Here is a 23,591-nt window from a genome sequence, read left to right on the forward strand (position 1 = left end):
GCCCCCGGGGTGGGGGGGTTGGATGGTATGGCGTTTCTCGGGCACGCCGGGGGGGGGGCCGGGGGGGGGGCGGGGCCCCCCCACGGGGCCCCTCGGCAGGTGGGGACGGGCCGTCACCGGTGTGCCGGATTGACAAGCACCCTTGCCGTCCCGGCGAATAGCAGGCATGGCCGACGAAGAGTTCGAGAACGTCCTCACCACGGTGGGCCCGCGGCTGCGGGCCCTGCGCAGGGAGCGCGGCACCACGCTCGCCAAGCTGGCCGCGGCGACCGGGATCTCGCTCAGCACGCTGTCCCGTCTGGAGTCCGGGCAGCGCAAGCCGACCCTGGAGCTGCTGCTGCCGCTGGCCCGGGAGTACCGGGTGCCGCTGGACGAACTGGTCGGCGCCCCGGCCACCGGGGACCCGAGGATCCACCCGCGCCCGGTGACCAGGAACGGCCAGACCGTCGTCCCGCTCACCCGCCACCTCGGTGGTCTGCACGCGTACAAGCACATCGTGCCGCCGGGCCGGAACGCCGGGCCGGAGCTGGAGTTGAAGGTCCACGAGGGCTACGAGTGGCTGTACGTGCTGTCCGGGAGGCTGCGGCTGGTGCTCGGCCCGCACGACCTGGAACTGACCGCCGGTGAGGCCGCCGAGTTCGACACCCGGACCCCGCACGGCTTCGGCAACGCCGGTTCGCAGCCGGTGGAGTTCCTCAGCCTGTTCGGTCCGCAGGGCGAACGCATCCACATCAGGGCGCGACCGGGAACCTCTGTTCGGTAGGTTCGTTCCCTGACAGGGGGTCTCCGCTTCGGGCTCCCCCGCAGGCCGTCGGGAGGGGCCGATTACATGAGTGTGCAGCAGAGCACGGAGTCCGGTGAGAGCGGCGGAACCGAGCAGAGGCCGGGGACCGCGCCGGAGGGGGCCGGCACCGGCCCCGGCACCGGCCCCGGCGCCGGCCCCGGTGCCGGGCCCGCCACCGGGCCGGGCGCCGCCCCCGGAACCCGTTCCGGAGCCGGGACGGAGGAGCCGCCGGAGCCGGAAGCCGGGCGGGCCGCCGGACCGGAGGAGTCCACCGCGGCCGGTGCGAAGCCCGCGCGCAAGAAGCGCCCGTTCTGGCAGGAGCTGCCGATCCTGCTGGTGATCGCCCTGCTGCTCTCGCTCGGCATCAAGACCTTCTTCGTGCAGGCCTTCTCGATCCCCTCCGGTTCGATGGAGAACACCCTGCAGATCGGCGACCGGGTGCTGGTCGACAAGCTCACCCCGTGGTTCGGCGCCGAGCCGGAGCGCGGCGAGGTGGTGGTCTTCCGCGACCCGGGCGGCTGGCTGGAGGACACCCCCACGACCAGCTCCGGCGGCGTCATGGGCACCGTCCAGAAGGCGCTGAGCACCGTCGGCCTGATGCCCTCGGCGGACGAGAAGGACCTGATCAAGCGGGTCATCGCGGTCGGCGGCGACACCGTCGAGTGCAACGCGGGCAGCCCGGTGAAGGTGAACGGCGTCGCGCTGGTCGAGCCGTACCTCTTCCCCGGGGCGACGCCCTGCGACAACGACCCGGTCGGCACCGTCACCGTGCCCAAGGGCAAGCTCTGGGTGATGGGCGACCACCGGAACAACTCCCGGGACTCCCGCCCGCACCAGAACCTCACCGGGGACGGCTTCGTGCCGGTGGACAACGTGGTCGGCCGGGCGTTCGTGGTGGCGTGGCCGATCTCCGACTGGTCCACCCTGCCCGTCCCGGACACCTTCGACAAGGTGCCCTCCCGGGCCGCGGGCAGCCCGGTGGAGGCGCCCCCGGCGCCGGCGGTGCTCGCCCTCGCGGGCGTCGTGCCGATCGCGCTGTGGCGGCGCCGGCGGGCGCGGCGCACCGGGCGCTGAGCGGGACCGCTCCGCCGGAACTCCGCCCGCCGTGTTCTACACGGCTGTAGAGTTCCGGCGACGGGCCGCGGCGTCGGGCGCGGTCGCACCGGTCGGATCGGAGGCGGAACCGTGGTGGAGCGTTCGAACGGGCCCGCGGCGCCCGCCGTGTCGTCCGCGGTGCCCGCGGCGCCCACCGAGGTGCCCGTGCCGCCGATGGACCGGGAGGTCCGGTGGGTGTACCAGCCGGTCGAGGTCGACCTCGGTGACGGCCACTGGGCGCCCGGCCGGATCAGCGGCTGGTGGCAGGACCCGACCGGGCGGAACTGGTGCCGGCTGCGGGTCGGCCGCAGCGGACTGCCCGCCGACTGGCGGCCGTTCGAACCCGACCGGGTACGGCTGCTCCCGGTCTCCGGGTTGTGAAGAGAGTGTCAGGAGTTCTTGGCGGAACCGTTCGAGGACCCCTGTCGTCCCTGGGAGCGAACGCCGACTAGGCCACTTTCAGCAACCGGGGACGACGTGAGTTCCGAGATCTACTTCAACAACAACTACCGCGACCTGTGCGAACAGTACGGGACGGGCGCGGGCTTCCAGTTCGAGTTCTCCTGCTACCGCTGCTCCGACACCTGGCGCTCGCCGTTCGAGCGGTTCACCACCGGTCAGGTGGCGGGCTGGCTTGGCAAGGGCGTCAGTGCGGCGTGGAACCTCATCGGCGGCAACGCCAACACGATCAGCAACGCCGCGGACGGCCTGGCCGGCCAGACCTGGGGCACCTCGCGGGACGCCGCGTTCCAGCGCGCGATCGACAACGCCCAGTCGCACTTCAACCGTTGTGCCCGCTGCACCCGCTACGTCTGCGGCCGCTGCTTCAACCCGGAGCAGGGCCTGTGCTTCGACTGCGCCCCGGACACCGCCGCCGAGGCGGCCGCGGCCCAGCGGCGCGGCCTCAACGACATGGTCTCGGACCGGGCCTACCAGGTCGGCCAGCAGTCCGGCGCGGAGTACGACGTGCGGACGCCGCGCCAACTGGTCTGCCCGCAGTGCCACACGGAGACCCACGGCACGCCGTTCTGCCCCGGCTGCGGGTTCAAGCTGGCGCAGCCCGTCCAGTGCGGGCAGTGCCACAAGGACGTGCCCGACGGGGCGGCGTTCTGCCCGTCCTGCGGGGCGAGGCGCTGAGCGGCCGGTAGGTCGACGCGACGGGGCGCCCGCGGACCGGTGAGGTCCGCGGGCGCCCCGTCGGTTCGTTCCGGGCCGTCGGTCGCGGGACGGCCCCGGAGCGGGAGGCTCAGCCGTACGACACGTTGGCGCACGGGTCGTCGTCGGCCGAGCGGGCGGTGCCGCTGACGCTGCTCGGCAGCGGGGCCGGGGCGGCGGGCGCGCCGGGGGTCGAACCGGCGGCCGGGCCCGGGTTGGCGGCGGCGAAGTCGTGGCCGAGCACCACGCTCAGGCCCTTGCCGCCGGCCTGGACGCTCGCCCCGGGGAAGAGCTTGGCGACGGCCTCGGCGTTGCTGCGCTCGCCCGCGCCGTACTCGACCACGGTGGTGCTGCGGGTTTTGCCAGCCGCGTTGCCGACGGTGGTGACGGTGTAGCCGGCGCCCTTGACGGTCTCGGCGCCCTTGCTGCCGATGCCGCTCTCGCCGGTGCCGTTGAGGACGGCGACCTTGATGTCCGCGTTCCTGGCGGCCGCGGCGGGGGAGGGGGTGGCCTCGGCCGTGGGCGGGGTGCTGGGGGCGGCGGAGTCGGTGGCGGCCGGGCTCTGGGCGCTGGCGTCCTGGCCGTCGATGGTGCGGTCGGCCTTGAGCGCGGCCCAGAGCTGCTCCACGTCGGGGTGGACCAGGGCGACCCGGGGGCCTTCGTAACGCCAGGGTGCGGTGAGGAACTTGACGTCGTGCAGGTCGACGTCCTTGATCGACATGGCGAAGGACATCAGCTTGGCGGCCGACCCGAGGTCGGGGTCGACGGTCAGCGACTTGGTCGCCGCGTCGGCGAGCGGCAGCAGGGTGGTCGGGTCCATGCCGCGGGACTTGACCTCCTTGATGAGGGAGGAGAGGAAGGCCTGCTGGCGCTTGGTGCGGCCGATGTCGGAGCCGTCGCCGATGCCGTGCCGGACCCGGACGAAGTCCAGTGCGGACTGGCCCTCGACCTTCTGCTTGCCCTTGGCGAAGATCTGCTTGCCCTTGTGGCCGAGGTTGGGGTTGAGGTCCCCCTCGTAGACGTTGTTCGGCAGGCAGACCTCGACGCCGCCGACCGCCGTGGTCATCGCGGCGAAGCCGCCGAAGTCCACCACGATGGTGTGGTCGACGCGCAGGTTGGTGAGCTTCTCGACGGCGTTCTGGGTGCAGGCCGGGTTGCCCTGGTCGGTGTTGCCGACCGAGAACGCGCTGTTGAACATCACATTGGTCTGTTCCTTGGTCCACTTGCCGTTGGGCAGCTTGCACGGCGGGATGTCGACCAGGGAGTCGCGGGGGATCGAGATGCCGACGGCGTGCTTGTGGTCGGCGTAGATGTGCAGCAGGATCGCGGTGTCCGAGCGGGCGCCGTCGTCCCCGCCGCCGCCCAGGTTGCCGTTGCCGTTGCCGCGGCTGTCCGAGCCGATCATCAGGACGTTGACCGGGGTGCGGCCCTGGGCGTCCGGGGCGGCCGCCTCCGGGCGGTCCTTGCTCAGGGCGTCGCGGTCGAAGGTGGTGATGTTGCTGTTCAGGCGGTAGTAGACGGCGCCGCCGGCGAGGACCAGGAGCGCGGTGCAGCCGGCCGTGACCCAGAGCACCTTCTGCTTGGTGCTGCGCTTGGGCTTCGGCTTGGCCCGGCCGGCGGGGCGGGCGTCGGGTATCTCCTTGCCCGGGCCGTCCTCGACCGAACCGTCCTTGGCCGAACCGTCCCTGCCCGTACCGGGCTTGCGGTTCGCCGCTCTGCGTCCACCGGCCCGGTGCGACGAATTCTCGCCCTCGGTGGAACCCCTGCGACCCGACACGGCGTCATCCTCCACAGTTGCCACGGAACCCCCGACGGAGCGGTGGCTTGCGTGGTCCTGGGTCGGAGTGTCGATCCGGGTCGTCCCGCCGCTAAACTTTTACACCGCTGTAGAACTTCCAGAGGAGCATACTAGGCGCAGATGAGAAAAATACTGGTCAGACCATGAGAGAAGGTCGACCGGGTCTCATCTCCGTCGCTCCGTACCCGCACGAGGAGCACGATGACTCACCGGATCGCACGTTCGATAGCCGGCGCCCTGGTGGCACTGCTGGCCGCCGTCGGCCTCAGCGCCGCGGCGTCGAGCGCGACGGCGGTGGCCGCACCCCGGACCGCCGCGAGCGGCACGGCCGTTGCCGGGGGACCGGCGGCCGGCGCCGCCGCCCAGGCGCCCGTTGCCGTCGGCGCCGTCGGCACCGTCGCCCAGGGCGTTCAGAGCGTTCAGGGCGCGCAGGACCGGCAGGTCGCGCACGTCGCGGCCAAGGAGGAGAAGAAGAAGTCCGGCTTCTTCGCCAAGCTCGGCAAGTTCCTGCTGGTCGTGGTCATTCTGATCATCCTGTTCATCATCCTGGTGATCTGGGGCATCGTTCACCTGGTGCGGAAGCTCTTCCGCCGTCGCTGAGCCGCTGGGTCGCTGAGCCGCTGAGCCGCTGAGCCGCTGGGCCGGTTCCGGGGCGGCCGGCCCGGGCGCCGACACGGCGCCGGGGCCGGGCCACCCGGCGGTGATTGGCCCTGTCCCGCCCGACCGCCGCGCCCCAGGATGGGCGACATGAGCGACTTCCCGCGCAACCCCTCCGCCGCGCTGCGCCCCGAGAGCCGGATCGTCCACCCGCCGCTGGCCGGACTCGGCGGCGCCCGGCCGCTGGGCGTCCCGCTGCACCAGGGCCACCTGTACGCCTTCGAGACCAGCGAGGCGCTCACCGCCTCCTTCGCCGGCCCCGACGGGGCGTTCGTCTACAACCGCTACGGCAACCCCACCGTCCGGTCGCTGGAGGACGCCGTCGCCGACCTGGAGGGCGGCACCGGGGCGCTCGCCACCGCCTCCGGAATGGGCGCGATCAGCACCGTACTGCTCGCCCTGCTGCGTTCCGGCGACCACCTGATCGCCCAACGGAGCCTGTACGGCGGGACGTTCGCGCTGCTGGCCGACCTCGCGCAGCGGTGGGGCGTCGAGGTCACCCACGTCTCCGGCTCCGATCCGCACGAGGTGGCGGCGGCGCTGCGGCCCACCACCCGGCTGCTGCACCTGGAGACCGTCTCCAACCCCACCACCCGGGTCACCGACCTGCCCGGGCTGATCGCCGTCGCCAAGCGGGCCGGGGTGCTCAGCGTGGTCGACAACACCTTCGCCACCCCGCTGCTGTGCCGCCCGATCGAGCACGGTGCGGACGTGGTGGTGCACTCGGCCACCAAGTACCTGGGCGGGCACTCGGACGTGCTGGCCGGGATCGCCGTCTTCGCCGACCCCGAACTGCACCGGAAGGTCTGGCACCACGGGACCGAACTCGGCGCCAGCGCCGATCCCTTCGCCGCCTGGCTGACCCTGCGCGGCCTCCAGACGCTGGCGCTGCGGGTCCGCCGCCACTGCGACTCCGCGCTCGACCTGGCCACCCGGCTGGCCGCCCACCCGGCCGTCGACGCCGTCCACTACCCGGGCCTGCCCGACCACCCCGACCACGAACTCGCCCGCCGCCTGCTGCCCGACGGCCACGGCGGCGTGCTGGCCTTCGACCTGGCGGGCGGCCGGGAGGCGGCCCGGGCCTTCACCGAGTCCGTCCGGCTGGCCGCGCTGGCACCCTCGCTGGGCGGCGTCCACACCCTGGTGGTCCACCCCGCCAGCACCTCGCACCGGCAGCTGTCGGACGAGGAGTTGGCGGCGGCGGGCATCGGCCCGGGCACGGTGCGGGTCTCGGTGGGCATCGAGCACCCGGAGGACCTGTGGGCGGACGTCGAGCAGGCCCTCGCGAAGGCCTGAGGTCCGACCCGGAGGCCGGGGGAGGCCTGAGCGGGAGGCCGGGCGGGGCCTGAGCGGGAGGCCGGGCGGGGCCTGAGCGGACGACCGGGCGGGGCCTGAGCGGACGACCGGGTGAGACCCGCCCCGGCGGGGTGGAAATCCGGCTGCGGGGGTACCGGCGGACCGGGCATGATCCGGTCCATGGGAACGGACATCCGGGGCTTCGTGGAGTGCCGCACCTGGGCCCCGGGCCTCGACCCCGGGGAGCGGGCCTGGCAGGCGGCCGTCGACCTGTCCCTGCTCGGCCCGACCAGGGACTACGGCTCCTTCGCCTGCCTCTTCGGGGTCCGGGACCCGCACCGTCACTGGCGGCCGGTGGTCGGTGCCCGCGGCCTGCCCGCGGACGCCTCGGCCACCACCCGCGCCGGGCACGCCTCCTGGGGCCCGGCGGCCTTCGGCGCCACCTGGCTGGGCTGGGACGAGGTGCTCGCGGTGGACTGGGACGAGCCGGCGCTGCCCCGGGCGACCAGGATCGCCCGGTACCGGCGGCGGCCCGACGGCTCGCTGGAGCCGGTCCGCCGGGAGGACTGGAGCCGGGCCTTCGCCCGGGCCGCCGGGATCGACAGCCGGACCTTCGACTTCGGCCGGCTCGGCGAGCACTGGGCGGAGGGCACCGAGTGGGACACCGGACCGCTGCTCTTCCGGGCCGAGCGCGACCGGCGCCGCGACGCCGTTCCCGCGGACGGGCCGTGGCGGCCGGTGTGGACGGTGCTGCGCACCCTCGCCGAGGTGCACGGGGAGCAGCACGTCCGGCTGGTGGTCTGGTTCGAGGAGTAGTCCGGCGGAGGGGCGGGCCGGGTCGGTTGGCGTGGAGCGAGGAGTAGGCCGGCGGGCCGGCCGTCAGCGGGCCCTGGGCCGGGCGGCGAGCAGGGCGATGTCGTCCTCGGCGGCGGGTGCCGGGGGCGGGGCGAGGGAGTGCAGGACGGCGTCGAGCAGCTCGTCGAGGTCGCCGGTGGCAGGGAGCCGGAGGGCGGCGAGGCGCGCCAGCGAGGTGTCGATGTCCTCGTTCCGCCGCTCCACCAGGCCGTCGGTGTAGAGCAGCAGGGTCTGCCGGGGGTCGAGCGGATGGGTGGACTGCTCGTAGCCGCCGAAGCCGGTGCCCAGCGGTGGGCCGGTGGGGACGGCCAGCAGTTCGGTGGGGTGGTCCGGGGTGATCAGGGCGGGCGGCAGGTGGCCGGCGCTGGAGAAGGTCCAGCGGGCGCGGCCGGGGTCGGCGAGGGCCAGCAGGCAGGTCGCGGGGCGGGCGGTGTCGTCGGCGGAGATCACGTGGTCGAGCTGGCGCAGGATCCGGTGCGGGGGCAGGTCCATGCCGGCGACGTCGCGCAGCGCCGAGCGGTAGTGGCTCATGTCGACGGCGGCCTCGACGCCGTGCCCCATCACGTCGCCCATGGCCAGCAGGGTGCGGCCGAAGGGCAGCCGGACCGTCTCGTACCAGTCGCCGCCGACCACCGAGCTGCTGCCGGAGGGCAGGTAGCGGGAGGCCAGTGCGAGGTTCTGGTGCGGGTTGCCGGGCTCGCTCAGCAGGGCCCGCTGGAGTTCCAGGGCGATGCCCTGGGAGCGGGTGTAGCTGCGGGCGTTGTCGATGGCGGTGGCGGCGCGGGCCGCGAGGTCGCCGAGCAGGGCGGCCTCGTCCGGGGTGAAGGTCGGGTTGGCGTCGGTGCGGCCGAGGGTGAGCACCCCGACCAGGTGGCCGCGGGCGGCGAGCGGCAGGACCAGCAGTGAGGCGGTGCCCGCCGGGCAGGCGTCGGCGGGGCCCGGTGCGGTGAGCACGGCGACGCCGCCGGCCAGGCCGCGGGCCGCGGCCGAGCCCTCGCGGTGGCGCACGGACTCGCCGGGGCGCGCCAGCTCGGCGAGGGCGGCGTCGAGTCCGGGGACGGCCCGGACCGCGGCGCGGTGCAGCCGCTGGGCACCGGCCCGGCCCGGGCGGGCGGGTTCGGCCTCGGGCGGCAGCACGTCGACGACGGCGAGGTCGGCGAGGGCGGGCACGGTGAAGGCGGCGAGTTCGGCGCAGGTGGTGCGGATGTCGAGGGTGGTGCCGATCCGCTCGGCGGCGGCGTCCAGCAGGGCGAGCCGGGCGCGCGCCTGTTCGAGCTCGCGCAGCTGCGCGCGGGCCGGGTCGGGGTCGTCCAGGACCACGACGATCACGCCGGTGGTCCGCCCGCCGTGCCGCAGCGGCCGGTAGCGCACCCGCAGTCCGGGTGGCACGGGGGCGCCCGCGCCGTCGGGGCCGCCGGTGACGTGCTCGCGGTCGCGGCCGTCGGCGAGGACGCGGCGCAGGGTGGCGGCGGCACCGGCGAAGGGGGTGGTCGCGGCGGCGCGGCCGAGCAGGTCGGCGCGGCGCAGGCCGGTGACGGTGGTGAAAGCGGGGTTGAGGTAGTGCCAGCGCAGCTGGTCGTCGAGCAGGGCGACGCCGACCGGGGCGGTGGCGAGCAGCTCGCGGAGCAGGTCGGGGTCGTTCCCGGGGCCGTGACCGGGGTCGTGGCCGGGGTCGGTGCCGGAGGGTTCGGAGGCGGGGTCCTCGTCCGGGGGCGGGGTGCCCTCTGCGCGGGGCCCGTGCCGGAAGTGCATAGGCCCATGATCACGCGTCGGGGCGCGGCACGCCCACAACTGGGTGAAACCTTGACCGCTCGGAGACGGTGTTGTAGCGAAGCGTGCCCGGTTGCGTGCGCGCACACGCACTTGTAGAGTGCGTGCACACGCACACAGTCATGGCCGTCCGGAACCGTCCGGCGGCCGCGAGGAGGGCCCGCATGGCAGTCACCCCGATGAACGGCACCCGGATCGTCCTGATCACCGGCACCTCCTCCGGAATCGGCCTCGCCGCCGCCGTGGCCGCCGCCCGGGCCGGCTTCCGGGTGGTCGCCACCATGCGCGACACCGGCCGGGCCGGGAACCTGCTGCGCGCGGCGGAGGAGGCGGGCGTCGCCGAGCGGATCGAGATCGAGCGGCTCGACGTCACCGACCCCGCCTCCGTCGCGGACTGCCTCGGCGTCGTCGTCGAGCGGCACGGGCGGCTGGACGCCGTGGTCAACAACGCGGGCGCGGGCTTCGTCGGCACCGTCGAGCAGGACGGCATGGCACCGGTGCGCGCCGCCATGGAGGTCAACTACTTCGGCGTGGTCGAGGTGACCAGGGCGGCGCTGCCGCACCTGCGCGCCGCCGGCGGCCGGGTGGTCACCGTGACCAGCGTCGGCGGGGTGGTCGGGCAGCCCTTCAACGAGGCCTACTGCGCGGCCAAGTTCGCCGTCGAGGGCTTCATGGAGTCGCTGGCGCCGGTCGCCGCCGCCGTCGGGGTGGCCGTCACCGTGGTCGAACCGGGCGCGGTGGCCAGCGAGTTCATCGGCAACCAGGGCATCGACGTGCCCGCGCTGGTGGCCGCCGCCGGCCCGTACGGCCCCGCCCTGGAGGCGTACGTCGACCGGACCTTGAAGGCCTTCGGCAGCGCCCAGACCCCCGAGGAGGCGGCCGCGCCGATCGTCGACGTGCTCACCGCCGAGCGGCCGCCGCTGCGGGTGCAGACCTCCGAGGCGGCCCGGGCCTTCGTCGGGGTCAAGTTGGCCGACCTGGACGGTTCGGCGGTGGGGGCGATGACCGGCGGCTGGGTCGCGACCGGGAGCGCCTGACGTCGGGCGGGGTGCGGGGGTGGGGGCACCGGGGTGCTGGGTGCGTGCGGCTCCGGGTCCGGGCGACGGGTCGCGGGTGATCAACGGTCATACTTGGGCGGCGGCGCCCGACACCGGGTGCCGCAGACGGTGCCACAGCGCCGTCCGCAGGCAACGGGCCGCCAGGAGCGGCCCGTCGGCAGCCCAGACCGGAGGAACCGATGAGCCCCCACCAGCCGACCAGTCGTCCGGCGGCAGGGGCCCCCGGGGTGCCGTGGAACCGGCAGCGGCTGCGCAGCAACAACGAGTGGCTGCTGCTGGAGCTGCTGCGTACCGGCGGCGGTACCTCGCGCGCCCAACTGGCCCGGGACACCGGCCTGTCGAAGCCCACCGTGTCCGCCGCGCTGGCCGACCTGGAGCAGGCCGGGCTGGTCCGCGAGGCCGGGCGGGTGGCCCCGGAGCGGGGCCGCACCGCGGTGCTCTACGAGGTCGACCCGACGGCCGGTCACGTGCTCGGCGTGGACGTCGGCCGGGCCCGGCTGCGGGTCGCCGTGGCGGACCTGGCCGGCACCGTGGTCGCCCGGCGGGACGTGCCCAACCGGGGGCGGACCGCGGACGCCGTCGCGGACGCGGTGGTCGCCGCCGCGGGGGAGGCGACCGCCGAGGCGGGCCTGGCCGCCGGGGACCTCGTGCACGCGGTGATCGGCACGCCCGGGGTGTGGGACGAGGAGCGGCGCGGCCTCCGGTACGCCACCAGCCTGCCCGACTGGGGCCGGCCGGGGCTGTTCGACCGGATCGGCCAGGGCCTGGGCACGGCCGTGACGGTGGCCAACGACGCCAACCTGGCCGCGCTCGGCGAGTACACCCTGGGAGCCGGGCGCGGCAGCCGGATGTTCGCCTACCTGCTGGTCGGCACCGGCCTCGGGGTCGGGGTGGTGAAGGACGGAGAGCTGCTGCTCGGTGCGCACGGCGCGCTCGGCGAGATCGGCCTGGTGCCGCTGCCCGCCCGTCCGGGCGAGCCGGCCGTGACCACGCTGGAGGAGGCGGCGGCGGCGGACGCGGTGGTGCGTGCCGCCCGGGAGTTCGGGCTGGCGGGGAAGGGCCGGAGCCGGCTGACCGCCAAGCAGGTCTTCGAACGGGCCCGGGCCGGGGAGGACGCGGCGCTGCGGGCGGTGGAGTGGGAGGCGGAGCGGCTCGCGTACGCGGTGGCGGTGCTGTCCGCCGTGCTGGACCCGGACCTGCTGGTGCTCGGTGGGGGGATCGGCAGCAGCGCGGACCTGCTCCTGGAACCGCTGGAGCGGGCCCTGCGCCGCTTCGCGCCGATGCGTCCGACGCTCGCCCCGAGCCTGCTGGGGGAGGAGGCGGTCCTCCTGGGCGCGGTGGCCACGGCGCTGGAGACGGCGCGTCCCGAGGTGTTCGAGCGTCGGACGGCGGAGTTGTGAGGCCGGGTCCGTAGGTGTGGGCCCGGGTCCGTAGGTGTGGGGCCGGTGGGGCCGGGGCCGGTGGGTGTGGGGGAACCCACCGGCCCCGGGCGGGTCAGCCGGTGGCCAGGGTCAGGCCGTAGGTGCTGAGGATCGGGTTGACCGGCTGGAAGTAGGTCTCGCCGCCGGAGGTGCAGTCGCCGGAGCCGCCCGAGGTCACGCCCTGGGCCTGGTTGCCGGAGATGAACGAGCCGCCGGAGTCGCCCGGTTCGGCGCACACGTCGGTGCGGGTGAGGCCGTAGACGCTGCCCTCCTGGTAGTTGACGGTGGCGTTCAGCTCCTGGACGGTGCCGCAGTGCCAGCCGGTGGTGGAACCGGAGCGGCAGACCGAGCCGCCCACCGCCTGCTCGGACGAGCCGCCCACCGTGACCGTGCCGCCGGCGTAGTCGTTCACCTGCGGCTGGGCCGTCCAGTCGGATCCGGCCGCCACCCAGGAGTAGTCGTTGCCCGGGAAGGTCGAGCCCTGGAAGGTGCCGATCGAACTGCCGTCGGAGGTCGTGGCGTTGGAGCCGGGCTGGCCGCAGTGGCCGGCGCTGACGAAGCCGGGCTGGCCGTTCTGGGTGACCGGGAAGCCGATCGAGCAGCGGGCGGCGTTGTCGATGTAGTAGGCGTCCCCGCCGTGCAGGTCGGCGAGCGGTCGGGGTGCGGCGGTGGCCCGCTCGACCCGGACCAGGGAGCGGTCCACCCCGGCCCGGTCCAGGAAGGCCCCGGTGCGGGCGTCGTCGGCGGACTGCACCACGACGGCGTTGGAGCGGACGTCGACGTACCAGAGCGGGGTGGCGTCCGGGGCGGCCGCCCGGGAGGCCCGGTCGAGCGCGTCCTTCGCCCGGTCCAGGGACGCCAGCGCGTGGCGGACGACGGTGGCCCGGCCGCCGTGGGCGGTGATGGTCCGGGCGGCGGAGGCGTCGGTGGTGGCGACCACCAGGTCGGCCTGCGGTCCGTCGATCCAGGCGCCGGCCCAGTGCTCGCCGAGCGCCTGGGTGAGGGCGTGCTGGACGGCGGTGGCGCGGCCCTCGCGGGCGATCCGGTCGGCGGCGGCCTGCGGGGCGAGCCCGAGGTCGCGCTGCATCGCGTGCAGCAGGGCGGTGGGCACGGCCGTGGTGCGGGTGGGGGTGGCGGCCAGGGCGGCCGTGACGGACGGGTCGTCAGCGGGGGCGCTGACGGCGGGTGCTGCGGTGAGCGCGACGGTCGCGAAGGCTGCGGCGACGGCCAGCGCACGGATCCGGAGCATGGGGTCTCCTCGTTCGGCGTGGGGGTTGCCGGAACCGTAGCGACCTGATTGGCATGTCCGGAACATGTCGTAACGCCCCGCGCTCCGGCGCTATACCCCCCCCGCCGGAGGCTCGACGTGGGGGCCGGAAGATCTCGATCCGCCAACGAGTGGGGAAACGGTGCTCACGGCGTGTGCGGACTCTGCTTGAATCGCACGCCTCACCCGTACGGACCTACGGAACGGAGCGTTCTCCCCTCATGGCCTCACCGATATCCGGGCGCCGCAGAACGGCCGGCCTGGCCGGATTCGCCGGACTCGTCCTCACCGTCGGCCTGGCGCTGACCGGTTGCGACCCGTCGGCGGCGGACGCCACGCCGACCTCCTCCCCGACCGTCGCGGCCACGCCGGCTTCCGCCACGCCCACCGCGGCGAGCCCGACGGTCCCGGCGCCGCCGGTGGTCACCCCCTCGGCGCCGCCCGTCGCGTCCGCCCCGCCGCCGTCCGCCCCGCCCGCCGCGCACCCGCAGACGCCGTCCGCCAAGCCGCAGCCCAAGGTCACCACCGCCCAGCCGCCGAACGACCCGCAGCCCCAGCACACCCAGGCAGCGGGCGGCACCGAGTGCGAGCTCCGCTCCAACGCGGGCAACTGCTACGCGGCCGGCCAGTTCTGCCGCAACGACGACCTGGGCCGGAGCACCCACGACGCCAACGGGCGGATGATCTACTGCCGGATGGTCAGCGGAAAGCCGCACTGGCAGGCGTGAGTCACCCGCCGAGGGTGTCCCAGAACAGGTGCTCGTAGGCCTGGAGCAGCAGGCCGTACTCCCGGGCGGCGGTCAGTGCGGGGTCGTCCAGCGGGTCCGGGCCGAGGGCGTCGGCGGCCTGCTGTTCCAGTTCGGGGGCCGGCTGGGCGAAGAAGTCGAAGAAGGCGCAGGCCTCGTCGGAGAAGCCGTGGTGGCGGCGCAGCGCCGCGGCGATGGTGGCGCAATAGCCGCCCCAGGCCGCGAAGTTGGCCACCAGGGCGGCGGCTGCGGCCGGTGGCGGGGCGTTCAGGGCGAGCCAGGCGAGGTAGGACGGGTAGGCCTGGCAGCCGGGGAGCGGTACCCGGGCGGCGGCCGCCCGGCGGTCCAGGCCGCAGGCTTCGGCCAGGGCGGGCAGGGCGCGCAGGGCGGCGCTCTCGCCCCCGGCGAGAGTGACGTACCAGGCGCCGAGCGGCCGGTCGGCGCAGCGGGTGGCGAGTAGCAGCAGGCTGCGCCGGTCCGAGGTGATGATCCGCTGCTGCTGGGCGGCGAGTTCGGCCACCGCGGAGAGCGGGGCGGTGCCGGCGGCGAGCGCGGTGACCAGGGCGGGCGCGGTGTCGCCGGGGGCCGACTCGGCGCGCAGGCGGCGGATCTGGTCGAGGATCGGGTGGTTCACCGGTGCCTCCGGGGTGCGGTTCGGTCCGGTGCCCATTCCTACCGCGTGCGGGCCTCGGTGCGGTGGCGACAGGCCGGGGTGCCCGGGGGCGCTCGGGGATGTCCCGGGGGTGCTCGGGCGGTGCGGGTGCCGGGAGCGCCCGGTGGTGCGGCGCTCCCGGCCCGGGTGGCGGCTGTGCGGGGATCAGGCTCCGGCGCAGGCCTTGGTCAGCTCGCCGGCGGCGTCGCCGATCGGCCCGAAGTCGGGTTCCTTGCCCTTGAAGACGGCGGTCTGGGCGTTGTCCACGGCCTTGGACAGCTTGTCGGCCGCCGCGTCCACCTTGCCGTCCCCGTCCTGGCGGATCTTCTTGACGTCCTCGACGATCTTCTTGAGGGCCGTGACGGTGTGTTTGCGCCGGTTGTCGTCGGTGATCTGGCCGACGTTGAGCGCGGAGTCGGTGAGGTCCTGGACGTCGCCGGTGAGGCTGATCGCCCGCTTCCCGCAGTCGAGGGACTGGTCGGTGTTCTTGCACGCGGTCAACAAGGGGGCCGCCACGAGCAGAACGAGCGCTGTGGCGGCCAGGCGGTACGGCTTCTTTGTCATGTCTGTATCCCTCCCGCGTTCTAGAACGTCCCGTGCTCGCGCGGCGGTTCCGGCGTGGAGGGTGAACGGTCGGCGAAGTCTCGACTTCGGGTGGGAGAGTGACGGATCGTCAGGTCGCGCTGCTCTGCCGGTGATGCCAGTCCTGCCAGTCCTTCCAGGCGGCGGGCGGGAGCAAGGTGCGGCTGCGCGAGACGAGTTCGTGGAGGCCGGGTCCGTAGCAGGCGGCCAGCTCGGCGTTGTGGACGAACACGTCGAGCTCGTTGGCGGCGGTGATGGCGAGGAAGGCCCGCAGGTCCTCCTCCGGCGGGGTGTGGTCCTCGCCGGTGAAGCGGTCGTGGAACAGCGGCGTCTCGTCCCGGCCCAGGCGCGGGTAGACGGCGGCCCGGTCGCAGCTGGCGTACAGGTAGACGATCGCCTCGGCGCGGTCGCCCAGGAGGTCGACCAGGGTGGCCCGTTCGTCCAGGGCCAGCAGGGCGCCGTCGAACCCGTCGGTCCCGTACGCGGCGTGGCAGAGCCCGGCGGTCTGGACGGCGGAGTCGGTGCCCCAGTCGGCCAACCGGGCCGCCACCCGGGTCAGGTGCGCCAGCAGGGTCCCGCCCGGGTGGGGGGTCCGGTCGGCCTCGTGGGCGCGCAGGAACTCCTCGATGTGGCTCCAGGCGGGAGCGGTGGGGTGATCGGGTGAGGTCATCCGACGAGTTCTACTCCGGTGCCCGACCGCCCGCAACCGGGTTCGGCCATGGGGGTCGAACGCCCGCCGTCGGTCCGTGCAGAGGTTCGACGGCGGGAGTTCGAGGCGTCAGGAGAGTTCGCGCACCAGTCGGGCGATGGTCGGGGTGGGGACGGAGTGGGCCTCGGCGGCCCGCAGCACCGCGCCGCCGATCGCGTCGAGTTCGGTCGGTCGGCCCGCCTCGACGTCCCGCTGCATCGAGGACTTCATCCCGGCGGGGATCCGGTCGAAGGCGGCGAGCAGCGCCTGCGCATCCGCTGGGGCGCCGACGGCGTCGGCGACGGCGGTGATCTCGTCCAGGACGGCGAGCAGTTCGTCCCGGTGCTCGGTGCGCACGACGCCGACGCCGTCGGCGTGGCGGGTGGTCAGCAGGGCGAAGGGCGCGAGGAAGGAGAGCTTGCTCCAGAGCATCGCGGTCTCGTCCTCGCGCAGCGTGACGTCCAGCCCGGTGCGCCGCAGTTGCTCGGCGAACTCCGTCACGGGACCGGCGAGTTCCACGGCGGCGAACGGGCTGGTGTGCTCGATCCGGCCCGGCGCGGTACGGGTGGCCTCGACCCGGATCGTGCCGGCCACCACCTGCCCGGCCGGGTAGCGCCCGCGCAGCAGCGTCATGTGGTCCAGGCCGTTGAGCAGCGGCACCACGATGCCGGTGCCGAGCGTCTGCGGCGGCATCCGGTCGAGCGCGGCGGTCAGGGCCGTCTCCTTGACGGTCACGAAGGCGGCGTCGACCGGCGCACGGAGCTCGGTCGCGGCCTCGACCCGGGCGGTGAACTCGCCGAACTGGGTGCTGCGCACGTGCAGTCCGTCGCGGGCGAGGACGGCCGCGCTCTGCTCGCCGGCCAGGCAGATCACGCGGTGGCCGTCGCGCGCGAGCAGCCCGGCGATCAGGCCGCCGACGCCGCCGGGGCCGAGGACGGCGACGGTGAGGGGGGTGGTGGTCATGCGGACTCCTTCGTGGGGCGGGGTGGGGCGGGGTGGGGAGGGGTTGGTGACCGGTGCGTGAGCGGGGCGTTCGGGGCCGTCGCTACGGGGCTTCCCAGGAGAAGCGGCCCTCCAGGCCGTCCGGGCTGAGGAAGCCGGAGCCGACGCCGTAGCCGAAGTTGAGGAAGTACGGATCGCCGTCGTCGGGGGCGTCCGAGAGTGCGAAGAGGAACTGCCAGGGTGCGGGCACCCGGGCCCGGCCGTTCGGGAAGGACGGGAGGCCGCCGAGGTGGTCGCGCACGTGGTCGCCGTCCGGGACCGGGGCCTCGGGGCCCTCGTGGCGCAAGTACCGCTGGAAGGCGGCCCGTTGGTCCATCGAGCGGTCCAGCTCGGCCGACAGCGGCAGCAGGTCGAGGTGGAACTCGACCGGGACGGTCCGGTCGGCGTCGGGATCGTCGCGCCAGAGCGTGCGGCCCCGGGTGCCGGGTGGGCCGATCACGGCGAAGGACGGGATCCGGCCGCCCGGCTGGACGAGCAGCACGCCGTCGCCGTGCTCCGGATCCTGGCCGCCCATGATCAGCTCGTCCTCCTCCAGGAAGAGGTACGCCAGCCGCAACTCGTCGCCGGGGACGGGGAACTGGCCGATGAACACCAGGGGCTCGCCGGTGCCGGGGGCCAGCGGCCAGGTGGGTTCGGCCAGCCAGCAGGGCTCGCCGCCGAGCTTGGCGACCGGCTCGGTGATCGGCCGCTCGGCGGGGCGCGCGGAGAGCGCGAGGCGGGGGAGGAAGGCGGCGTTGTACGGGCCGGCGGCGGTGCCGGTGGGGCGCGGGGGCGACGGTGGGGGGTGGTTCATCGGGTGGCCTCGGTGGTGGTGATGGTGCGGTGGAGGGAGACGAAGTCGAAGTGGTAGGGCGCCTCGTGGCGGGCCTTGCGGCCGGGGGCCGGGCGGGGCGGGCGCCCGGTGCTGGCATGGAGGTAGAGCCCCTGGTGGCGCAGCGTGCCGTGCTCCGGGTCCGGGACCGGCAGGCCCTCGGTGCGCAGGGCCTCGGCCAACTCCCGGGCCGGCCAGGCGAAGACGTCGATCCCGAGGTGGCCGACCGGGCAGGGGGGCCGGTCGTCGTACCGGTTCAGGCCCACCGAGACCCCCTCCAGGCCGCCGTCCTCGCCCCCGGACAGCGTGACGCCCACCCCGGGGAGTCCGAAGCCCAGGGCCCAGCTGGTGCCGCAGACGAAGGTCGGGCGCACCCCGTCCGGCAGCAGCTCGCCGTGCGGGGCCAGCAGCGCGCGCACGGCCTCCTCGGTGAGGCCGAAGCGCAGTTCGGGCAGCGGGGCCGGCAGGCGAACGCCTCGGCCGGGCAGCAGGTCGATGGTCACCCGATCATGATTCCTCCTCGGGCCCGCCGACGGGAGTCCGTGCTGCCGTGGCAGGCGTCACGGAGCGCGAGCCGCCTTAGGCTCGGTGCGGGGTGGCGCGGAGGCGGAACCGGAGGGGGAGCGGATGGCGGCGGATCAGGTACCTGCGGACGCCCGGCTCGTCGAGGCGGTGCGGGCCCGGGACGAGGACGCGGTGTGGGCGGCGCTCGGCGCGGGGGCGGACCCCGACGTGCGGGGCGGGGACGGGTTGCCGGTGCTGTGCGCGGCCGTGGCCGGGTTCGACCACGCGGTGGCCCACGCGCTGGTCACCATGGGCGCCGACCCCGACCTCCCGCTGCCGGACGGGACGACCCCGCTGCTGCGCGCCGTCGACCTGGGCTCGTACGCCGTCCTCGGAGCCGTCCTCGGCGAGGACCCCGTGCTGCGGCTGGGGCCGGCGGAGCGGGAGCGGCTGCTCGGGTTGGCCCGGTCCTGGTACGCGACGGGTGCGCAGGCCGAGCTGCGCCGCCGGACGGGCGCGGAGGGGCCGGGCGAGACCCTGCTGATCGAGGAGGACTTCTGCCAGGTCGAGCAGGTCTCCCTCGGCGGGCTCACCGTCCGGGCCGGGCACGGGGCCGTGCTGACGACGCTGGAGTGGACCTTCCGGATCGCCACCCCGGTCGACGAGCTGGTGGCCCGGGCCGTGCGGCAGCCCGACGACCGCCACGTCGACGGGGCGGCGTGCCAGTACGTCCTCGCACAGCGCCCCGACAGGGCGACCTGGGAGGCGGTGATGGCGTACCGCCGGCACCCCGACCCGCGCCACCGCCGCTTCACGGCCTCCTTCCTGACGACCAACCGAATGGTGCCGCCCGCCCTGGTCCCCTCCTTCGAGGAGGAGAAGGAGGACGAGCTGCTCGCCGTCTGGGCGGCGGAGGAGACCGACGGCGAGGTGCTCGCGGAGGTCCTCCAGGCGCTGCTGATGCGCGACCACCCGGGGACGGAGGGCCTGGCGCTGCGCCACGCCGACCACCCGGACCGGGAGGTGCGCACCGTGGCGACGCACTGTCTGGGGGCGGGCGGTCAGCCCTTCTCGGCGGAGGTCACCGCCTGCCTGCTGCGGCTGGCGCGGGACGAGTGGCCGCCGGTCCGGGCCGGAGTGGCCCGGAGGCTTGAGAACCGTCCGCTGACGGAGGAGTTCAGGGCGGTGCTGCTCGCGCTCGCCGGGGACGAGGACGCCCGGGTGCGGCTCTCGGCCGGGTGCGCCCTGGCGGAGTCGGACGCGTCGGACGACCGGACGGGCGAGGTCGCCGACGCCCTGGCCGCGCTGTCGGACGAGGAGGACCAGCGGGCGCGGGTGGTCGGCGCGTACGGGCTCGTGGTGCGGGGCGACCGGCGGGCGGCGGAGGCGGTCGACCGGGTCGGGGGCCTCCCCTGGCACGAGTACCGCTACGACCACCGGGCGGAGGCGATCTGGGCCTGGCGGACACGCGGCGGGGCCGAGGGGACGTAGGGGGTGTCTTGTGGCTCAGGCCGGGCCCGCGACGCCAGGGCACGCACCTCGCCGCGTTGTCGTCGGTCGCCAATGCGCTGCATGGACTCCCTCCTCCGCCTTGCGATGCACGCACCCTGACGCCGCGGGCTCATCCGACCTGAGCCACAAGACACCCCCTGGCACCACCTGCGGGGTTCGGTTTTCCGAACCCCGGATTGGGGTGCCAGCACAATCGACCCGGTCGTCCCGGATGTCCAGGATTGGGGGCATGAACGGGATCACGACAGCCGCCGACCGGGCGGCGCACGGCGAGGTGACGGGGGCGGCCCTCAGCTGCGAGGGGCTGCACCGCGAGTACGGGCGCGGCGCGGCCGCCGTCCGGGCGCTGCGAGGGGTGTCCGTGGCCTTCGCGCCGGGCACCTTCACGGCGGTGATGGGGCCCTCGGGCTCCGGCAAGACCACCCTGCTGCACTGCCTGGCCGGGATGGACCGCCCCACCCGGGGCACCGTCCGCTGGGGCGGTACGGAGGTGTCCGGCCTGCCCGAGCGGCGGCTCGCCGAGCTGCGGCGCACCAGGGTGGGGTTCGTCTTCCAGGCCTTCAACCTGATGCCCGCGATGACGGTCGCGCAGAACGTCGAACTGCCCGGGCGGCTGGCCGGGAACCCGCCGGAGCGGGCCCGGGTGCGGGAGGCGCTGGCCCGGGTCGGGCTGGCCGGGCGGGAGCGGGACCGGCCGGGCCGGCTCTCCGGCGGCCAGCAGCAGCGGGTGGCCATCGCCCGCGCCCTGGCCGCCCGGCCCGAGGTGCTGTTCGCCGACGAGCCCACCGGCGCGCTGGACCGGGCGACCGGGCGCGACGTCCTGGACCTGCTGCGCGCGGGCGTGGACGAGGACGGGCGGACGTGTGTGATGGTCACCCACGATCCGGTGGCCGCCGGCTACGCGGACCGGGTGCTGCTGCTGGCGGACGGCCTGCTGGTGGACGAACTGGACCGGCCGACGGCGGCGCAGGTCGGCGAGCGGCTCAGCAGGTTGGGCGGGTGAGGGCGATGCGTGGCGGTTCCGTGCCGACCCTGGCGGTCGGTCAGATCAGGCGCCGGCCGGCGGCCTTCGCCGGGCTCGCGGCGGCGCTGTTCCTGGCGGTGGCGGCGGTGACGCTGTTCGGTTCCCTGGTCGCCGCCCAGGTCACGGCGCCGGCCCCGGTGGCGCGGGCGGCGGTGGCCGGGCCCGGGCTGCTGGTGATCGCGGGGGCCTTCGGTGAGATCGCCGTCCTGGTCGCGCTGTTCGTGGTGGTGAACGCGCTCGGGTTCACCCTCCGTCAGCAGCACCGCGACCTCGCCCTGCTGCGCACGGTCGCGGCGACGCCCCGCCAGATCCGGCGGCTGGTGCGCCTCCAGGTCACGGCGACGGTGCTGGCGGCGGCCGTTCCGGGCGGTGCGGCGGGCCACTTCGCCGCCCGGGCCTTTCTCACCGCGCTGCAGCGGCGCGGGATGGCCGCACCGGGGCTGCGGATACCCGGGACACCGGTGCCGGTGCTGATCGCGCTCGCGGTGGCGCTGCTGGTCGGCCTGGCGGCCACCGCGCTGACGGTCCGGCGGATCACCCGGCCCGCCCCGGCGGCCGCGCTGACCGACAGCGCGGTCGGGCAACGGTGGACGGGCGTGGTGCGGCTGCTGATCGGCGGGGCGGTGTTGGCGGGCGGCGGTCTGCTGCTGCGGCTGGCCGGCACCCGACCGGCCGGGGAACTGGACAAGGCGGGGCAGGCGGCCCTGCTCGGCGCCCTGGTGCTGCTGGTCGCCGTCGCCCTGCTGGGGCCGGTGGTGGCCCGGCTGCCGATGGCGGTGCTCGGTGCCCCGGTCCGGGCGCTGCTGCCCCGGGTCGGCTGGCTGGCGGACGCCAACCTACGCGGCTACGCCGTCCGGCTCTCCTCGGCGGTGGTCCCGGTCGCGCTGCTGGTCGGGCTCTCGGCCACCATGCTGATCATGACCGGCACGGCGGAGCGGGCCGCGCTGGCGACCGGGGCCACGACCAGCGTCACCAAGGCCAGCGACGTCTGGCTGCGGCAGGCGGAGCTCGGCCTGCTGGCCGGCTTCGCGGCGGTCTCCACGGTCAACACCCTGGTCGCGCTGACGGCCGACCGGCGGCGGGAGTTCGCACTGCTCCGGCTGGTCGGGGCGACGCGGCGGCAGCTGCTGCGGATGCTCCTCGTCGAGGCCGTCCTGACCACGGCGGTGGGAGTGCTGCTCGGTGCGGCGGTGGCGGCCGCGGCGACCGGGGCGTTCAGCCGGGCGGTCACCGGATCGCTGCTGCCGGTGGTGCCGGGCGCCGCCTGCGGCTGGGTGGTGGCGGGCGCGGCGGTGCTGACGGTGCCGGGGATCGTCGGCACGGGGCTCTGGGCGATCGGCGGCCGTGCGGTGGAGGAGGTGGGCGGGGAGCGGGGGTGAGTGGGAGGAGGACGGTTGAGGGCGGCTCTGGACAGGTGACGAGGGAAGAGGGCGTATGAGGACTGCGGAGGTGAGAGGGGGTTCGGGGCGGCCTCGGGCGGTGAGGTGGTCTGCGGTGACGGAGGGTCCGGGCGGGCGGCGGACCTGGTGGTGGCTGGGGGATGCTGGGTGTCGGTTGATCGGTGAACGGTGGGGCACGTGGTGACTCGGTGGCGGCGCGGACTGTCGGTGCGGGGCGGTGAGGTGGCGTTCGCCCTCCTCGGACTGCCACTCGGAGTGCTGGGCGGCGTCTACGCGGTCGCCGTGCTCTACGCGGGGGCCCTGCTCTCGCTCACCGTCCTGGGGCTGCCGTTCGTCGCGGCCGCCCTGGTCGGGGCACGCGGGATCGGCGGGCTGCACCGGCGGCTGGTCGGGTGGCTGCTGGGCGAACGGGTGGCCGCGCCACCGGCGTCGGTACGCCCCTCGGGGCTGCTGGCCCGGGGGCGGGTCGTACTGACCGACCCGGTCGCCTGGCGGGCGCTGCTCTACCTGTTCCTCCGGCTGCCGCTCGGCGCGCTCGGCTTCCTGGCCGTGGTCGGACTGCCGCTCGGCTCGGTGTGGCTGGCGGGCTTCCCGCTCTGGGTACGGCTGTTGGAGCCGGGGCCGCGAGCGGTCGACTGGCTGGACGTCGCCGGGCCGCCGGTGGGGCTCGCGGTGCTGGCCGCCGTACCGGCCGTACTGCGGGCCCTGAGCCGGGCCAATCGCGCGCTGGCCCGGGCGCTGCTCGGGCCGGTGCGGTCGCAGCAGCGGGTGCGGGAGCTGGAGCACGCCCGCGCCACCCTGCTCGCCGAGAACACGGACCGGCTGCGGCGGCTCGAACGCGACCTCCACGACGGCACCCAGGCGCAGTTGGTCGCGCTCGCCATCACCCTCTCGCTGGCGGACGACGCGCTCGGCGAGGCGGCGCCCGGCGGGGCAGTGGCCTTCGGCGGGGCGGCGGCGTCCGGGGCCGGTGCCGGTGCCGGGAGCGACGCCGGGAGCGGTGCCGACCTGGGGCGGCTGCGCGCCCTGGTCGACCGGGCGCGTGGGCAGACCGATGACACCATCACCGGGCTGCGGCGGCTGACCCGGGGCATCCACCCGGTGGCGCTGGACGGCGGCCTGGCCGAGGCGCTGCCCGCACTGACGGCCACCTCGCCGGTGCCGGTGACGCTCCGGCTGGACCTGCGGGAGCGGCCGGCGGAGGTGATCGAGCGCGCGGTGTACTTCTGCGCGGCCGAACTGCTCACCAACGTGGCCAAGCACAGCGGCGCCCGGGCGGTCGACCTGACGGCGAGCGCGGTCGACGGCCGGGTCCGGCTGACGGTGCGCGACGACGGGCGCGGGGGCGCCGGGATCGGTGCGGGGACGGGGCTGACGGGGTTGGCCGAGCGCCTGGCGGCGGTGGACGGGAGGCTGCGGGTGGACAGCCCGCCCGGTGGGCCGACGCTGGTCACGGCGGAACTGCCGAGCAGGCTGTGAGGCCGTTGGGCCGTGTCGCCCCGGACGGGCAGGGG

Annotated in this window: 23 protein-coding genes; 14 read left to right on the forward strand and 9 right to left on the reverse strand. The window is 75.3% G+C overall.

Going from position 1 to position 23,591, the window contains the following annotated elements; genetic code table 11:
* Positions 1-166: 166 nt before the first annotated feature.
* From ACFXOZ_RS10230 to ACFXOZ_RS10245, 4 genes are all read left to right on the forward strand, one after another.
* Positions 167-763 carry a helix-turn-helix domain-containing protein gene (locus ACFXOZ_RS10230; RefSeq protein ID WP_375890955.1) on the forward strand — a complete coding sequence of 199 codons (597 nt, stop codon included), beginning with the start codon at positions 167-169 and terminating at the stop codon, positions 761-763.
* 66 nt (positions 764-829) lie between these two features.
* Positions 830-1,858, forward strand: a complete 1,029-nt coding sequence (gene lepB, locus ACFXOZ_RS10235) for a signal peptidase I (protein ID WP_380589131.1) — start codon at positions 830-832, stop codon at positions 1,856-1,858.
* 111 nt (positions 1,859-1,969) lie between these two features.
* Entirely contained in the window at positions 1,970-2,260 is a 291-nt protein-coding gene (locus ACFXOZ_RS10240) for a hypothetical protein (RefSeq protein ID WP_380589134.1), read from the forward strand.
* 96 nt (positions 2,261-2,356) lie between these two features.
* Entirely contained in the window at positions 2,357-3,016 is a 660-nt protein-coding gene (locus ACFXOZ_RS10245; protein WP_380589137.1) for a zinc ribbon domain-containing protein, read from the forward strand.
* Positions 3,017-3,125: 109 nt separating this feature from the next.
* Here the strand turns inward: ACFXOZ_RS10245 and ACFXOZ_RS10250 are convergent, their stop codons facing one another.
* Positions 3,126-4,811 carry an LCP family protein gene (locus tag ACFXOZ_RS10250; protein WP_380589140.1) on the reverse strand — a complete coding sequence of 562 codons (1,686 nt, stop codon included), beginning with the start codon at positions 4,809-4,811 and terminating at the stop codon, positions 3,126-3,128.
* Positions 4,812-5,033: 222 nt separating this feature from the next.
* Here ACFXOZ_RS10250 and ACFXOZ_RS10255 point away from each other — a divergent pair, with 222 nt between their 5' ends.
* The 3 genes from ACFXOZ_RS10255 to ACFXOZ_RS10265 all read left to right on the forward strand — a co-directional run bounded on the left by ACFXOZ_RS10255 (position 5,034) and on the right by ACFXOZ_RS10265 (position 7,601).
* Entirely contained in the window at positions 5,034-5,432 is a 399-nt protein-coding gene (locus ACFXOZ_RS10255; RefSeq protein ID WP_375890965.1) for a hypothetical protein, read from the forward strand.
* A 147-nt stretch (positions 5,433-5,579) separates the two neighbouring features.
* Positions 5,580-6,785 (forward strand): trans-sulfuration enzyme family protein, encoded by a 1,206-nt coding sequence (locus tag ACFXOZ_RS10260; RefSeq protein WP_380589143.1) that lies wholly within the window; start codon positions 5,580-5,582, stop codon positions 6,783-6,785.
* Between the two features lie 180 nt (positions 6,786-6,965).
* Positions 6,966-7,601, forward strand: a complete 636-nt coding sequence (locus ACFXOZ_RS10265) for a hypothetical protein (RefSeq protein WP_375890969.1) — start codon at positions 6,966-6,968, stop codon at positions 7,599-7,601.
* 63 nt (positions 7,602-7,664) lie between these two features.
* On the opposite strand, the gene ACFXOZ_RS10270 is transcribed toward ACFXOZ_RS10265, so the two are convergent.
* Positions 7,665-9,392: a SpoIIE family protein phosphatase gene (locus ACFXOZ_RS10270; RefSeq protein ID WP_380589146.1), complete on the reverse strand. Its 1,728-nt coding sequence runs from the start codon at positions 9,390-9,392 to the stop codon at positions 7,665-7,667.
* Between the two features lie 182 nt (positions 9,393-9,574).
* Here ACFXOZ_RS10270 and ACFXOZ_RS10275 point away from each other — a divergent pair, with 182 nt between their 5' ends.
* A complete protein-coding gene (locus ACFXOZ_RS10275) occupies positions 9,575-10,447 on the forward strand; it encodes an SDR family NAD(P)-dependent oxidoreductase (RefSeq protein ID WP_380589149.1) in 873 nt (290 codons plus the stop codon).
* Between the two features lie 200 nt (positions 10,448-10,647).
* Complete coding sequence (locus ACFXOZ_RS10280; RefSeq protein ID WP_380589152.1) at positions 10,648-11,868, forward strand: ROK family protein; 1,221 nt, start codon at positions 10,648-10,650, stop codon at positions 11,866-11,868.
* 94 nt (positions 11,869-11,962) lie between these two features.
* Here ACFXOZ_RS10280 and ACFXOZ_RS10285 read toward each other — a convergent pair whose 3' ends face one another.
* Positions 11,963-13,138 (reverse strand): S1 family peptidase, encoded by a 1,176-nt coding sequence (locus ACFXOZ_RS10285; protein ID WP_380589155.1) that lies wholly within the window; start codon positions 13,136-13,138, stop codon positions 11,963-11,965.
* A 239-nt stretch (positions 13,139-13,377) separates the two neighbouring features.
* Here ACFXOZ_RS10285 and ACFXOZ_RS10290 point away from each other — a divergent pair, with 239 nt between their 5' ends.
* Entirely contained in the window at positions 13,378-13,884 is a 507-nt protein-coding gene (locus tag ACFXOZ_RS10290; RefSeq protein WP_380589158.1) for a hypothetical protein, read from the forward strand.
* 1 nt (position 13,885) lies between these two features.
* Here the strand turns inward: ACFXOZ_RS10290 and ACFXOZ_RS10295 are convergent, their stop codons facing one another.
* From ACFXOZ_RS10295 to ACFXOZ_RS10320, 6 genes are all read right to left on the reverse strand, one after another.
* Entirely contained in the window at positions 13,886-14,536 is a 651-nt protein-coding gene (locus ACFXOZ_RS10295) for a transcriptional regulator (RefSeq protein ID WP_380589161.1), read from the reverse strand.
* A gap of 183 nt (positions 14,537-14,719) precedes the next feature.
* Positions 14,720-15,118: a hypothetical protein gene (locus ACFXOZ_RS10300; protein ID WP_380589164.1), complete on the reverse strand. Its 399-nt coding sequence runs from the start codon at positions 15,116-15,118 to the stop codon at positions 14,720-14,722.
* A gap of 109 nt (positions 15,119-15,227) precedes the next feature.
* The gene (locus ACFXOZ_RS10305; RefSeq protein WP_380589167.1) at positions 15,228-15,806 is read right to left on the reverse strand and encodes a DUF6817 domain-containing protein; all 579 of its coding nucleotides are present in this window, start codon (positions 15,804-15,806) and stop codon (positions 15,228-15,230) included.
* Positions 15,807-15,914: 108 nt separating this feature from the next.
* Positions 15,915-16,787, reverse strand: coding sequence for a ketopantoate reductase family protein (locus tag ACFXOZ_RS10310; protein WP_380589170.1), 873 nt, complete (start codon positions 16,785-16,787; stop codon positions 15,915-15,917).
* Positions 16,788-16,869: 82 nt separating this feature from the next.
* Entirely contained in the window at positions 16,870-17,619 is a 750-nt protein-coding gene (locus ACFXOZ_RS10315; RefSeq protein WP_380589173.1) for a hypothetical protein, read from the reverse strand.
* The gene (locus ACFXOZ_RS10320) at positions 17,616-18,140 is read right to left on the reverse strand and encodes a hypothetical protein (protein ID WP_380589176.1); all 525 of its coding nucleotides are present in this window, start codon (positions 18,138-18,140) and stop codon (positions 17,616-17,618) included. The genes ACFXOZ_RS10315 and ACFXOZ_RS10320 overlap by 4 nt, the downstream gene beginning before the upstream one ends.
* A gap of 124 nt (positions 18,141-18,264) precedes the next feature.
* On the opposite strand from ACFXOZ_RS10320, the gene ACFXOZ_RS10325 reads away from it, so the two are divergent.
* The 4 genes from ACFXOZ_RS10325 to ACFXOZ_RS10340 all read left to right on the forward strand — a co-directional run bounded on the left by ACFXOZ_RS10325 (position 18,265) and on the right by ACFXOZ_RS10340 (position 23,556).
* Entirely contained in the window at positions 18,265-19,632 is a 1,368-nt protein-coding gene (locus tag ACFXOZ_RS10325; protein WP_380589179.1) for a hypothetical protein, read from the forward strand.
* Between the two features lie 250 nt (positions 19,633-19,882).
* Positions 19,883-20,656 (forward strand): ABC transporter ATP-binding protein, encoded by a 774-nt coding sequence (locus ACFXOZ_RS10330; protein ID WP_380589182.1) that lies wholly within the window; start codon positions 19,883-19,885, stop codon positions 20,654-20,656.
* Between the two features lie 5 nt (positions 20,657-20,661).
* Positions 20,662-22,056, forward strand: a complete 1,395-nt coding sequence (locus ACFXOZ_RS10335; protein ID WP_380589185.1) for an FtsX-like permease family protein — start codon at positions 20,662-20,664, stop codon at positions 22,054-22,056.
* A gap of 201 nt (positions 22,057-22,257) precedes the next feature.
* A complete protein-coding gene (locus tag ACFXOZ_RS10340) occupies positions 22,258-23,556 on the forward strand; it encodes a sensor histidine kinase (RefSeq protein ID WP_380589315.1) in 1,299 nt (432 codons plus the stop codon).
* Positions 23,557-23,591 lie beyond the last annotated feature (35 nt).

Source organism: Kitasatospora sp. NPDC059160 (assembly GCF_042755465.1).
In the GTDB taxonomy this organism is placed as follows: Bacteria; Actinomycetota; Actinomycetes; order Streptomycetales; family Streptomycetaceae; genus Kitasatospora.

Excerpts from the sequence above, each read along its gene's own strand:
- ACFXOZ_RS10230 (WP_375890955.1), top strand. The coding sequence starts at position 167 with ATGGCCGACGAAGAGTTCGAGAACGTCCTCACCACGGTGGGCCCGCGG.
- lepB (WP_380589131.1), top strand. The coding sequence starts at position 830 with ATGAGTGTGCAGCAGAGCACGGAGTCCGGTGAGAGCGGCGGAACCGAG.
- ACFXOZ_RS10255 (WP_375890965.1), top strand. The coding sequence starts at position 5,034 with ATGACTCACCGGATCGCACGTTCGATAGCCGGCGCCCTGGTGGCACTG.
- ACFXOZ_RS10260 (WP_380589143.1), top strand. The coding sequence starts at position 5,580 with ATGAGCGACTTCCCGCGCAACCCCTCCGCCGCGCTGCGCCCCGAGAGC.
- ACFXOZ_RS10265 (WP_375890969.1), top strand. The coding sequence starts at position 6,966 with ATGGGAACGGACATCCGGGGCTTCGTGGAGTGCCGCACCTGGGCCCCG.
- ACFXOZ_RS10270 (WP_380589146.1), bottom strand. The coding sequence starts at position 9,392 with ATGCACTTCCGGCACGGGCCCCGCGCAGAGGGCACCCCGCCCCCGGAC.
- ACFXOZ_RS10275 (WP_380589149.1), top strand. The coding sequence starts at position 9,575 with ATGGCAGTCACCCCGATGAACGGCACCCGGATCGTCCTGATCACCGGC.
- ACFXOZ_RS10280 (WP_380589152.1), top strand. The coding sequence starts at position 10,648 with ATGAGCCCCCACCAGCCGACCAGTCGTCCGGCGGCAGGGGCCCCCGGG.
- ACFXOZ_RS10285 (WP_380589155.1), bottom strand. The coding sequence starts at position 13,138 with ATGCTCCGGATCCGTGCGCTGGCCGTCGCCGCAGCCTTCGCGACCGTC.
- ACFXOZ_RS10290 (WP_380589158.1), top strand. The coding sequence starts at position 13,378 with ATGGCCTCACCGATATCCGGGCGCCGCAGAACGGCCGGCCTGGCCGGA.
- ACFXOZ_RS10300 (WP_380589164.1), bottom strand. The coding sequence starts at position 15,118 with ATGACAAAGAAGCCGTACCGCCTGGCCGCCACAGCGCTCGTTCTGCTC.
- ACFXOZ_RS10305 (WP_380589167.1), bottom strand. The coding sequence starts at position 15,806 with ATGACCTCACCCGATCACCCCACCGCTCCCGCCTGGAGCCACATCGAG.
- ACFXOZ_RS10310 (WP_380589170.1), bottom strand. The coding sequence starts at position 16,787 with ATGACCACCACCCCCCTCACCGTCGCCGTCCTCGGCCCCGGCGGCGTC.
- ACFXOZ_RS10315 (WP_380589173.1), bottom strand. The coding sequence starts at position 17,619 with ATGAACCACCCCCCACCGTCGCCCCCGCGCCCCACCGGCACCGCCGCC.
- ACFXOZ_RS10325 (WP_380589179.1), top strand. The coding sequence starts at position 18,265 with ATGGCGGCGGATCAGGTACCTGCGGACGCCCGGCTCGTCGAGGCGGTG.
- ACFXOZ_RS10330 (WP_380589182.1), top strand. The coding sequence starts at position 19,883 with ATGAACGGGATCACGACAGCCGCCGACCGGGCGGCGCACGGCGAGGTG.
- ACFXOZ_RS10335 (WP_380589185.1), top strand. The coding sequence starts at position 20,662 with ATGCGTGGCGGTTCCGTGCCGACCCTGGCGGTCGGTCAGATCAGGCGC.